Raw genomic sequence first — 11,976 nt, forward strand, 5'->3', positions numbered from 1 at the left:
ACATCATCGCCGACATTCCCGGGACCGATCCGAAGGCCGGCTATGTCATGGCGGGCGCGCATCTCGACAGCTGGGTCGCCGCGGACGGCGCGGCCGACAATGCGGCGGGCTCGGCGATGATCATGGAGGCCGCACGGATCCTGGCCGCAACCGGCGTCCGCCCGAAGCGGACGATCCGGTTCGCGCTCTGGTCGGGCGAGGAGCAGGGCATTCTCGGTTCGATGGCCTATGTCACCCGCCATCTGGCGACACGCGGCAGCCCCAACGACCCGCCGCAGACCGGGATGCAGAGCTATTACGGCTTTTCGCAGAAATGGCCGATCACCCCGCTGCCGGGTCATGCCGACCTCGCCGCCTATTTCAACATCGACAATGGCTCGGGCAAATTGCGCGGGCTCTATGCCGAGACCAACCCCGCGGTCGTGCCGATCTTTCGCGACTGGCTCAGCCCGTTCGCGTCGATGGGCGCATCGAACGTCGTCCTGCGGCCGACCGGCGGCACCGATCACGTCTTCCTGCAACAGGTCGGCGTGCCGGGGTTCCAGTTCATCCAGGATCCGCTCGATTATGGCAGCCGGATCCATCATACGTCGGCCGACACCTTCGATCACCTGAAGGCCGAGGACATGCGCCAGGCGTCGATCGTGCTCGCATCGGTGTTGCTCAGCGCGGCGAATGCGGACAAGGCGCTGCCACGCACGCCACTGCCGACCAAGCCGGTGGTGACCGACCCTTATGGATATAGCGATGACGATGACTGATATGATGACGGGAGCGCTCTGATGGCAGCACGCAAGGGCCATCGGCCGAGCAAGGCCCCCGCGGGGCGTCCGCGCTTCTGGGGCAAGCATGCGGTGGGCGCAGCGCTCGCCAATCCCGAACGCACGGTGCGCAAGATCATGGGCACGCGCGAGGCGCTGGCCGGGTTCGATCTGCCCGCGGCCGTGCCGGTGACCTTCGCCGAGGCCACCGATCTCGCGCGGCTGGTGCCGGGCGACGCCCCGCATCAGGGCGTGGTGATCGAGGTCGAGCCGCTCGAAGACATGTGGCTCGCCGACCTGCTCGAGCATGGCAAGGACGACAACCGTCCGCTCGTCATCCTCGACGGCGTGACCGATCCGCACAATGTCGGCGCGATCCTGCGCTCGGCGGCGGCGTTCGATGCGCTCGGCATCGTCACCCCCGACCGCAACGCGCCGCCCGAATCGGGCACGATCGCCCGTGCCGCGTCGGGTGCGCTCGAGACGGTGCCGTGGATCCGCGTGGTCAATCTCGCCCGCGCGCTCGAGGAAATCGCCGAAGCCGGGTTCTGGCGGATCGGCCTCACGGGCCATGCGACGCAGACGTTGTCCGAGGCGATGGGCACGCAGCGCGTCGCGATCGTGCTCGGTGCCGAGGGCGAAGGCATGCGCAAGAACACCGAGGATCACTGCGACGAACTCGCCAAGCTCCCCATCTCGGAAAAGGTCGAGAGCCTCAACGTCTCGAACGCCGCGGCGATCGCACTCTACGCGGTGACGACGCGCTAACTATCTCCCCCTCTCCCCCGGGGGAGAGGGAAAGGGCCCGCCGCGCAGCGGTGGGAAGGGTGAGGGGCGTGGGGATCGAAACCCCCGCCCCAACCGCCCGTCCCAAGGGACCAGATCAATCCTCGGCGGCGATCCGGACCTTCAGCCCGTCGAGCGCGTCGGTCATGTCGATCTGGCACGACAGTCGCGAATAGTCGTCGCGGTCGCTGGTCGAATCGAGCAGGTCGTTCTCGTCCTCGCTCATCGGCTTGAGTTTGGCCGCAAATTCCGGGTCGACATGGACGTGGCAGGTGGCGCAGGAGCAGCAGCCGCCGCACAAAGCGAGGATCTCGTCGATCCCGGCGTCGCGGATCACTTCCATGACCGAAAGACCCGTTTCGCCCATGAGCTCGCGTTCTTCCCCGTCCCGCGTCACGACGATAAGCTTGGGCATGCTGTCCTCCGAAAAACCGTGCGCGGTCCATGCCGCGCGCCGCCGCCCCGATCAAGCTGCAAGGTTCGCGTCATGGGCCTGAACGCCGACCAGTTGCAGGCTGCCATGACCGCGCTGTGTGCGATCGAACCCGCCTTCGCGGTGGCGGTCGCGAACAAGGGCCACCCTGCCCCGCGGATCAGCGAGCGCGGCTTCGCGACCTTGCTTCGCACGATCCTCGGCCAGCAGGTCAGCGTCGCCTCCGCGCAATCGGTCTGGAACAAGCTCGACGCGCTCGTCGGCGGTGCCGCGGACCCCGCCAACATCGCCGCCGCCAGCGACGAGACGCTGCGCAGCGCGGGGCTGTCGCGGCAGAAACTCGGCTATGCCCGCAGCCTCGCCGACGAGGTGACGAGCGGCCGCCTCGACCTGACGAACCTGCCCGCCGACGACGAGGAGGCGATCGCCGCGCTGGTCCGGGTCAAGGGAATCGGCCGCTGGTCGGCGGAGATCTACCTGCTGTTCGCCGAGGGCCGCACCGACATCTGGCCCGCGGGCGACCTCGCGGTCCAGATCGAGATCGGCCGCATCCTCGGCCACGACGCCCGCCCGAGCGAGAAGATGACTCGCGAACTCGCCGAAGCCTGGCGCCCGCACCGCGGCGCGGCGGCGATCTTCCTCTGGCACCATTACCAGGCTGACATGAAGGTGATCTGAGCGCGGCCGCTCAAGCGAGGCCATGCCCGCGAGACCCCACTCGCCCCTCCCGTCATCCTGACGAAAGTCAGGATGACGGGAGCAAAAAGAGCCATGCGCCGCCCGCCCGATATCCGCCTGCCACCCGAACTGCTTGTCCCCTCCGCTCCCATCCGGCAAAGCACCCGCGATGCCGCCGCCCAGCTCCGCCCTCGCCCATTCGCTGTCCGACAGCTATCGCACCGTCGCGATCCCCGAAGGCGCGCCGTTCTGGCGGCGGCTGTTCGCGTTCGTCGGGCCGGGCTATCTCGTCGCGGTCGGCTATATGGATCCAGGCAACTGGGCGACCGACATCGCCGGCGGCTCGGCGTTTGGCTACACCCTCCTGTCGGTCGTATTGCTGTCCAACCTGATGGCGATGGTCCTCCAGGCCTTGTCCGCACGGCTCGGCATCGTCGCCGGGCTCGACCTCGCCCAGGCCTGCCGCGCGCATTATTCGAAGCGCGTTTCGGTCGTGCTCTGGTTCCTGTGCGAGATCGCGATCATCGCCTGCGATCTGGCCGAAGTGCTCGGCACCGCGATCGCGCTCAAACTGCTGTTCGGGCTGCCGCTGGTCTGGGGTGTCGTGCTGACAGCGCTCGACGTGTTCCTGATCCTCGCGCTGCAACGCTTCGGCTTCCGCAAGCTCGAGGCGTTCATCGTCGCGCTGCTGGTGATCATAGCCGGCTGCTTCATCTTCGAGCTGTTCCTTGCACGGCCCGACATGGCAGGCGTCCTCGGCGGGCTGGTGCCGACGACCGAGATCGTCACCAATCCGGCGATGCTCTACATCGCGATCGGCATCCTCGGCGCGACGGTGATGCCGCACAACCTCTATCTCCACTCGTCGATCGTCCAGACGCGCGCGTTCGCGGCGACCGAGGCGGGCAAGCGCGACGCGGTGACGATGGCGACGATCGACGGCACGATCGCGCTCGGCCTCGCCTTCTTCATCAACGCCGCGATCCTGATCCTCGCGGCTGCGACCTTCCACGTCGCCGGGCGCACCGACGTCGCCGATATCGACCAGGCGCATGCGCTGCTCGCGCCGATGCTCGGCATGGGGGCTGCGAGCGTCGTGTTCGCAGTCGCGCTGCTCGCCTCGGGCCAGAATTCGACGGTGACGGGCACGCTCGCCGGCCAGATCGTGATGGAGGGCTTCCTCGACCTGCGCATGCCCGTTTGGTTACGCCGGCTGGTGACGCGGCTGCTCGCGATTATCCCCGCGGTGTTCGTGGTCGGCGCCGCGGGCGATGCGGGCGCGACCCGGCTGCTGGTGCTGAGCCAGGTCGTGCTGAGCCTGCAGCTCCCCTTTGCGGTCGTGCCGCTCGTCAAGTTCACCGGGGACGCGCGAATCATGGGATCCCTGGTCAGCCCGGTCTGGCTGAAAACGCTCGCCTGGGTCATCGCCGCGGTCATTATCGGCCTCAACGCGACGCTGCTGATCGGCATGCTCTGAGATAAACTGACATGGATCAGGGGATGTACGGCTAACTGGCCGATCGCGTCCCGCGACCTCGCAAGTCCGCGTGACAAAGGTGTCCGCGCGGCTAGGATCACCGGTGACGACAACGAGATCCGGAATTCGCGTGACCGCAAACCCCGCCCTGCAGCGCTCCGTCCAGACGCTGGCCGATTCGATCCTCGACACGCTCGTCCACCGGATCGGCAAGGATGCGCAGGCCGCGCTTCCGCACGACTGGCTCGCGGCAACGATCCTCACCGTGCGCAACGACATCGTCGAACGCTGGATGGCGTCGACCAAGGCGGCGCATGCGGCGGGTGCCAAGCGGGTCTATTATCTCAGCCTCGAATTCCTGATCGGCCGGCTCTTGCGCGATGCGGTGACGAACCTGCAACGCAGCGGCGAGGTATCGCGGGCGCTCGCGCTGCACGGCGTCGACCTTGCCGCGCTCGAGGAGATCGAGCCCGACGCGGCACTCGGCAATGGCGGGCTCGGGCGGCTGGCGGCGTGCTTCATGGAAAGCATGGCGAGCCTCGCGCTGCCCGCTTACGGCTATGGCATCCGCTATGTGAACGGCATGTTCCGCCAGCGGATCGACGATGGCTGGCAGGTCGAGATGCCCGAAAGCTGGCTCGCGCACGGCAATCCCTGGGAGTTCGAACGCCGCGAGAGCGCCTATTTCATCGGCTTCGGCGGCGAGGTGATCGCGACCGACAGCGGCCAGGTTCACTGGAGTCCCGCCGAGGCGGTCGAGGCGATGGCGGTCGACACCCCCGTCGTCGGCTGGCGCGGCGAACACGTCAACACGCTGCGGCTGTGGACCGCGCGCGCGTTCGATCCGATCAAGCTCGACCGGTTCAACGCGGGCGACTTTTCCGGTGCGCTCGCGGACCAGCTCCGCGCCGAGACACTCACGCGCGTGCTCTATCCCAACGACTCGACCGCCGCGGGGCAGGAGCTGCGGCTGCGGCAGGAGTATTTCTTCTCGTCCGCTTCGATCCAGGACATCGTCCGTCGCCACATCCAGTATTTCGGCGACATCCGCACGCTGCCCGACAAGGCTGCGATTCAGCTGAACGACACGCACCCGGCGGTGTCGGTCGCCGAGCTGATGCGGCTGCTGATCGACCATCACGAATTTGCGTTCGACGAGGCGTGGAAGATCACGCGCGCGACCTTCGGCTACACCAACCACACGCTGCTGCCCGAGGCGCTGGAGAGCTGGCCGCTGCCGCTGTTCGAGCGCCTGCTGCCGCGCCACATGCAGATCGTCTACGCGATCAACGCAAGGCTGCTGCGCGAGGCACGCGGGGTCACAGGGATAGACGACCGCGCGATCGCCGCGATCAGCCTGATCGACGAGGGTGGCGAGCGGCGCGTGCGAATGGCCAATCTCGCCTTTGCCGGATCGCACAGCGTCAACGGCGTCGCGGCGCTGCATACGCAGCTGATGAAGAAGACGGTCTTCGCGGATCTTCACCGCCTCTATCCGACACGGATCAACAACAAGACCAACGGGATCACCCCACGCCGCTGGCTTCAACAGTGCAACCCGGGCCTCACCACGCTGATCCGCGACGCGATCGGCGACGGCTTCCTCGATGATGCCGAACGGCTGATCGATCTCGATGTTTTTGCCGACGATCCCGCGTTCAGGGAGCGGTTTTGGGCGGTGAAGCGTTCGAACAAGGTGGCACTGGCAAATCATATCAAGGACAGCTTGGGGCTGCGCATAGACCCCGACGCGCTGTTCGACGTGCAGATCAAGCGCATTCACGAATACAAGCGTCAGCTGCTCAACATCATCGAGACGGTCGCGCTGTACGACCAGATCCGCAGCCATCCCGAACGCGACTGGACGCCCCGCGTGAAGCTGTTCGCGGGTAAGGCGGCATCGAGCTATCACAATGCGAAACTCGTCATCAAACTGGCGAACGACGTCGCGCGGCGGATCAATTCTGATCCGTCGGTGGGCGGACTGCTCAAGGTCGCGTTCCTGCCCAACTATAATGTGTCGCTCGCGGAGCAGATCATCCCCGCCGCCGATCTCAGCGAACAGATCTCGACCGCGGGTCTCGAGGCGTCGGGCACCGGCAACATGAAGTTCGCAATGAACGGCGCGCTGACGATCGGCACGCTCGACGGCGCGAATATCGAGATCAAGGACCGGGTCGGCGACGACAACATCTTCATCTTCGGGATGACCGCGGACGAGGTCGAAGCGAAGCGCGCATCGGGCTATGATCCGCGCAGCGTGATCGACGGGTCGAACGAGCTCTGCCAGGCGGTCTCGGCGATCGCCTCGGGCGTGTTCTCGCCCGATGATCGTCAGCGCTACGCTGGGCTGATGGGCGGGCTGTACGAGGGCGACTGGTTCATGCTCGCCGCTGATTTCGACAGCTATGCCACCGCGCAGCGCAGCGTCGACACGCGCTGGAACGATCGCGACGCGTGGGTCGCCTCGACCGTGCGCAACGTCGCGCGCGTGGGCTGGTTCTCGTCGGACCGGACGATCCGTGAATATGCCCGCGATATCTGGACGGTAATGTGAAGCCACCCGAAGGCGCCATCGTTGCCCTGCTGGAGGGGCGTCACCACGATCCCTTCTCGCTGCTCGGCGTGCATGCCGGCCCCGGCGGCACGTTCGCGCGCGCGTGGCTGCCGGGTGCGACGACCGCTGAGGCGCATGCGCTCGACGGCAAGACGCTCGGCACGCTCCCCCGGATCGACGATCGCGGCCTGTTCGAAGGGCCGATCGACGGCGATCCGCAGCCGGTGAAATATCACGCCGAGGGCGGCGGCACGGACTGGTGGGTGACCGACCCGTACAGCTTCGGCCCGGTGCTCGGCCCGATCGACGACCTGCTGATGGCGGAGGGCAATCACCACCGCCTCCATGACAAGTTGGGCGCGCACCTGATCGAGCACGAAGGCGCGCCGGGCGTGCATTTCGCGCTCTGGGCCCCCAATGCGCAGCGCGTCTCGGTGGTCGGCGACTTCAACGACTGGGATGGCCGCCGCCACGCGATGCGCAGGCGCGGCGACGTCGGCGTCTGGGAGATCTTCATCCCCGACATCGCCGAATATCGCGCCTATAAATACGAGATCGTCGGTCCCGATGGCCGGCTCCAGCCGCTGAAGGCCGATCCCTTCGCCTTTGCCAGCGAACTGCGTCCCGCGACCGCGTCGATCACCCGCACGCTCGCGCACGAATGGGCGGATACGAGCCACCGCAAACACTGGGCCTCGGTCGATCCGCGCCGCGTGCCGATCAGCATCTACGAGGTGCATGCCGGATCGTGGGACCGCGATGCCGAGGGCTGGTTCCTGACCTGGGATGCGCTCGCCGACCGGCTGATCCCGTATGTGGTCGAGATGGGCTTCACGCACATCGAGTTCATGCCGATCAGCGAACACCCCTATGATCCCAGCTGGGGCTATCAGACCACGGGGCTCTATGCGCCGTCCGCGCGGTTCGGCGATGTCGAGGGGTTCGCGCGGTTCGTCGACGGTGCGCATCTGGCGGGGATCGGCGTGCTGCTCGACTGGGTGCCTGCGCACTTCCCGACCGACGCGTTCGGGCTCGCGCATTTCGACGGTACCGCGCTCTACGAACATGAAGACCCGCGGCTCGGCTTCCACCCCGACTGGAACACCGCGATCTACAATTTCGGGCGGCGCGAGGTGTCGTCCTTCCTCGTCAACAACGCGCTGTTCTGGGCCGAGCGCTATCATATCGACGGGCTTCGCGTGGATGCGGTCGCGTCGATGCTGTACCGCGATTATTCGCGCGAGGCGGGCGAATGGATCCCCAACGACACCGGCGGGCGCGAGAACTGGGAAGCGGTCGCGTTCCTGCGCGACATGAACCGCGCGGTGTACGGGCAGCATCCCGGCACCTTCACGATCGCCGAAGAATCGACCTCCTGGCCGGGCGTCTCCGCTCCCGTCGGCGACGACGGCAAGAGCGGTGGCCTGGGCTTCGGGTTCAAGTGGAACATGGGCTTCATGCACGACACCCTCCAGTACATGGCGCGTGATCCGCTGCACCGGAAGCATCATCACGGCGAGATCAATTTCGGCCTGGTCTATGCGTTCAGCGAGAATTTCGTCCTGCCGCTCAGCCATGACGAGGTCGTCCACGGCAAGGGCTCGCTGCTGACCAAGATGCCCGGCGACGACTGGCAGCAATTCGCCAATCTGCGCGCCTATTACGCGTTCATGTGGGGCTATCCGGGCAAGAAGCTGCTCTTCATGGGGCAGGAGTTTGCGCAGCGCCGCGAATGGTCCGAAGGCCGCGCGCTCGACTGGTGCCTGCGCAACAGCCGCAGCCATGAGGGCATCCGCAACCTCGTCCGCGACCTCAACATAGTCTATCGCGACAAGCCCGCGCTCCATGCGCGCGATTGCGAGGCCGAGGGTTTCGAATGGCTGATCGCCGACGACGCCGCCAATTCGGTCTTCGCCTGGCTGCGCAAGGCACCTGGCGCGAAGCCCGTCGCCGTCATCGCCAACATGACGCCGATCGCACGCGCGCCCTACCGCATCCCGCTGCCACTCGACGGTCGCTGGTGCGAGATCATCAACAGCGACGCGCATGAATATTGGGGCAGCGGGCTCGGCAATCTCGGCGGCGTGGTCGCGGAGGACGGCGCGGCGTGGGTCACCTTGCCCCCGCTCGCGACGATCATGCTCGAGTTTGAGGGCTGAGACGGAACAAGCCGCGGGTAACGGGGCGTTATACGGCGGACGATTAGGGAGAGACGGACATGGTTGAACGGCGGGGACAGCCACTGGCGCGCGACGCAATGGCGTATGTGCTGGCCGGTGGTCGCGGCAGTCGGTTGATGGAACTGACCGATACCCGCGCAAAACCCGCGGTGTATTTCGGCGGCAAGGCGCGGATCATCGATTTCGCGCTGTCGAATGCGATCAACTCGGGCATTCGCCGGATCGGCGTCGCGACTCAGTACAAGGCGCATTCGCTGATCCGCCATCTTCAGAGCGGCTGGAACTTCCTGCGCTCCGAACGCAATGAGAGCTTCGACATCCTGCCCGCGTCGCAGCGGATCAGCGAGTTCCAATGGTATGAGGGCACCGCCGACGCGGTCTACCAGAATATCGACATCATCGAGAGCCACGCGCCCGAATACATGGTCATCCTGGCCGGCGATCACATCTACAAGATGGATTACGAGCTGATCCTGCAACAGCATTGCGAGACCGGTGCGGACGTCACGATCGCCTGCCTCGAAGTGCCGCGGATGGAGGCGGTCGGCTTCGGCGTGATGGCGGTCGACGAGCATGACAATGTCACCGCGTTCGTCGAGAAGCCGGCCGATCCGCCCGCGATCCCGGGCAACCCGGACATCGCGCTGGCGTCGATGGGGATCTACGTCTTCCACACCAAACTGCTGTTCGACGAACTGCGCCGCGATGCGGAGACGCCGGGATCCGCACGCGATTTCGGCAAGGACATCATCCCCTACCTCGTCAAGCACGGCAAGGCGGTCGCACATCGCTTCTCCGACAGCTGCGTCCGCTCGGGCAGCGAGGTCGAGGCCTATTGGCGCGACGTCGGCACGGTCGACGCCTATTGGGAGGCCAATATCGACCTCACCGACGTGGTGCCCAAGCTCGACCTCTACGACCGCAGCTGGCCGCTCTGGACCTATTCGGAGGTCACCCCGCCCGCCAAGTTCGTCCATGCCGATGACGGACGCCGCGGCGAAGCGGTGTCGAGCCTGGTTTCGGGCGACTGCATCATCTCGGGCTCGTCGATCCACCGCAGCCTGATCTTCACGGGCACGCGCGCGCACAGCTATTCGATGCTCGACCAGGCGGTGATCCTGCCACATTGCGAGATCGGCCGTGGTGCGCGCCTGTCGAAAGTCGTGGTCGATCGCGGCGTCGTCATCCCCGACGGCCTCGTCGTCGGCGAGGATGCCGAACTCGACGCGCAGCGTTTCCGCCGCACCGACAGCGGCGTGGTGCTCGTAACCAAATCCATGATCGACCGGCTGATCGCGTGAGGGTGTATACGACGCTTTCTCGATCAGGACAGGGGCCCGGCTGATGCGTGTTCTCTCGGTAGCGTCAGAAGCCTATCCGTTGATCAAGACCGGTGGCCTTGCGGATGTCGTCGGCGCGCTGCCGGCGGCGCTCGCGCATCACGGCGTCGCGATGACGACCTTCCTTCCCGGCTATCCCGCGCTCGCTGCGGTCATGCGGACGGCAAAGGTCATCCACAGCTACACCGACCTGCTCGGCGTCGAGGCGCGGATCCTCGCGGCGAGCATCGGCGACCATCCGCGGCTGATCCTCGACGCCCCCGGCCTGTTTGCGCGCGGCGGCGGTCCGTATGGCGACACGACCGGCGCCGACTGGGTCGACAACTGGCTGCGCTTTGCAGCGTTCAGCCGGGCCGCCGCCGATCTCGCCTCGGGCGTTGTCGACGGCCAGCAGTTCGACATCCTCCACGCGCATGACTGGCAGGCGGCGATGGCGCCTGCCTATCTGCGCTACGCCCCCGGTCCGGGCGCGCCGGCGAAGACGATCGTCACGATCCACAATATCGCGTTCCAGGGCCGCTATGGCGCAGAAATCTTCGCCGACCTCGCGCTGCCCGATGCGGCATTCGCGCTCGACGGGATCGAATATTATGGCGGCGTCGGTTTCCTGAAGGCCGGGCTCGAGGCTGCCGATGCGATCACCACGGTCAGCCCGACCTATGCCGCCGAGATCCGTCGCGGCGAATTCGGCATGGGGCTCGAAGGGCTGATCAACGTTCGTGCCGATCGGCTGACGGGCATCGTCAACGGCATCGATCCCGCGGTCTGGAACCCCGCCACCGATGCCGCGCTGCCGTCGCGCTACACCGCGCGCACGCTCACCCGCCGCCGCATCAACAAGCGCGCGGTCGAGACGCTGTACGGCCTCGACACCGGCGACGGCCCGATCTTCACCGTCATCAGCCGGCTCACCTGGCAAAAGGGCATGGACGTCCTCGTCGCGGCGATCGACGAGCTGGTGGCGCTCGGCGGCCGGCTCGCACTGCTCGGGTCGGGCGATAGCGGGCTGGAACACGCCTTTCTCGCCGCCGCCGAGCGGCATCCGGGCCGGGTCGGCGTTCGCATCGGCTATGACGAGCCGGTCTCTCATCTGCTTCAGGCGGGTGCCGATGCGATCCTGATCCCGTCGCGGTTCGAACCCTGCGGCCTGACTCAGCTTTACGGGCTGGCCTATGGCTGCATCCCCGTCGTCGCGCGCACCGGCGGGCTGGCCGACACGGTGATCGACGCGAACGAGGCGGCGGTCGCCGCGGGCGTCGCAACCGGTATCCAGCATGACGGCATCACGCCCGAAGCGCTCAGCCATGCGCTGCGCCGAACGATCGCGCTCTATGCACGCCCCGATCGCTGGGCCATGTTGCAGCGCAATGCGATGCGCGCGGACTTCTCGTGGGACGAGAGTGGCCGGCGTTATGCGACCCTGTATTCGAGCCTTGTGGAGCCTACATGATCCGTACCGTTACTAGCACGCCCTATACCGACCAGAAGCCGGGCACATCGGGTCTGCGCAAGAAGGTGAAGGTCTTCCAGCAGGCCAATTATGCTGAAAACTTCGTCCAGTCGGTGTTCGACGTGGTCGAGGACAAGGCCGGCGCGACGTTGGTGATTGGTGGCGACGGCCGCTTTCTCAACCGCGAGGTGATCCAGGTCGCAATCCGCATGGCCGCCGCGAACGGCTTTGGCCGCGTGATCGTCGGGCGTGGCGGCATCCTGTCGACGCCCGCCGCCAGCCACATGATCCGCAAACGTGGCGCGATCGGCGGG

At 66.5% G+C, this 11,976-nt stretch carries 9 protein-coding genes and 1 pseudogene; 9 read left to right on the forward strand and 1 reads right to left on the reverse strand.

Annotated features, from left to right (window positions below; genetic code table 11):
• Positions 1–761: M20/M25/M40 family metallo-hydrolase (locus tag sphsw_RS10300; protein WP_031440546.1), on the forward strand; the 761-nt coding region annotated here is incomplete at its 5' end.
• Between the two features lie 21 nt (positions 762–782).
• A complete protein-coding gene (gene rlmB, locus sphsw_RS10305; protein WP_031440547.1) occupies positions 783–1,529 on the forward strand; it encodes a 23S rRNA (guanosine(2251)-2'-O)-methyltransferase RlmB in 747 nt (248 codons plus the stop codon).
• A 115-nt stretch (positions 1,530–1,644) separates the two neighbouring features.
• On the opposite strand, the gene sphsw_RS10310 is transcribed toward rlmB, so the two are convergent.
• On the reverse strand, positions 1,645–1,962 hold the full coding sequence (locus tag sphsw_RS10310; protein WP_031396278.1) for a 2Fe-2S iron-sulfur cluster-binding protein: 318 nt from the start codon (positions 1,960–1,962) through the stop codon (positions 1,645–1,647).
• Between the two features lie 72 nt (positions 1,963–2,034).
• Here sphsw_RS10310 and sphsw_RS10315 point away from each other — a divergent pair, with 72 nt between their 5' ends.
• The 7 genes and pseudogenes from sphsw_RS10315 to sphsw_RS10345 form a co-directional block, all read left to right on the forward strand.
• A complete protein-coding gene (locus sphsw_RS10315) occupies positions 2,035–2,658 on the forward strand; it encodes a DNA-3-methyladenine glycosylase family protein (protein WP_031440548.1) in 624 nt (207 codons plus the stop codon).
• Between the two features lie 169 nt (positions 2,659–2,827).
• On the forward strand, positions 2,828–4,135 hold the full coding sequence (locus sphsw_RS10320; protein ID WP_031440549.1) for an Nramp family divalent metal transporter: 1,308 nt from the start codon (positions 2,828–2,830) through the stop codon (positions 4,133–4,135).
• 130 nt (positions 4,136–4,265) lie between these two features.
• Positions 4,266–6,692, forward strand: a complete 2,427-nt coding sequence (locus sphsw_RS10325) for a glycogen/starch/alpha-glucan phosphorylase (protein WP_200874029.1) — start codon at positions 4,266–4,268, stop codon at positions 6,690–6,692.
• Positions 6,689–8,851, forward strand: a complete 2,163-nt coding sequence (glgB, locus tag sphsw_RS10330; RefSeq protein WP_031440551.1) for a 1,4-alpha-glucan branching protein GlgB — start codon at positions 6,689–6,691, stop codon at positions 8,849–8,851. Before sphsw_RS10325 ends, glgB begins: the two co-directional genes overlap by 4 nt.
• Positions 8,852–8,910: 59 nt before the next feature.
• Positions 8,911–10,173: a glucose-1-phosphate adenylyltransferase gene (glgC, locus tag sphsw_RS10335; protein ID WP_031396272.1), complete on the forward strand. Its 1,263-nt coding sequence runs from the start codon at positions 8,911–8,913 to the stop codon at positions 10,171–10,173.
• 43 nt (positions 10,174–10,216) lie between these two features.
• Positions 10,217–11,662 carry a glycogen synthase GlgA gene (gene glgA, locus sphsw_RS10340; protein ID WP_031440552.1) on the forward strand — a complete coding sequence of 482 codons (1,446 nt, stop codon included), beginning with the start codon at positions 10,217–10,219 and terminating at the stop codon, positions 11,660–11,662.
• Positions 11,659–11,976, forward strand: a pseudogene (locus sphsw_RS10345) (alpha-D-glucose phosphate-specific phosphoglucomutase); the annotation flags it as partial. The gene glgA and the pseudogene sphsw_RS10345, both read left to right, overlap by 4 nt.

It is taken from the genome of Sphingomonas sp. FUKUSWIS1 (assembly GCF_000733135.1).
Classification (GTDB): Bacteria; Pseudomonadota; Alphaproteobacteria; order Sphingomonadales; family Sphingomonadaceae; genus Sphingomonas; species Sphingomonas aerolata.

Coding starts and splice junctions, on each gene's coding strand:
- glgC (WP_031396272.1), top strand. CDS start 8,911: ATGGTTGAACGGCGGGGACAGCCACTGGCGCGCGACGCAATGGCGTAT.
- sphsw_RS10315 (WP_031440548.1), top strand. CDS start 2,035: ATGGGCCTGAACGCCGACCAGTTGCAGGCTGCCATGACCGCGCTGTGT.
- glgA (WP_031440552.1), top strand. CDS start 10,217: ATGCGTGTTCTCTCGGTAGCGTCAGAAGCCTATCCGTTGATCAAGACC.
- sphsw_RS10310 (WP_031396278.1), bottom strand. CDS start 1,962: ATGCCCAAGCTTATCGTCGTGACGCGGGACGGGGAAGAACGCGAGCTC.
- rlmB (WP_031440547.1), top strand. CDS start 783: ATGGCAGCACGCAAGGGCCATCGGCCGAGCAAGGCCCCCGCGGGGCGT.
- sphsw_RS10320 (WP_031440549.1), top strand. CDS start 2,828: ATGCCGCCGCCCAGCTCCGCCCTCGCCCATTCGCTGTCCGACAGCTAT.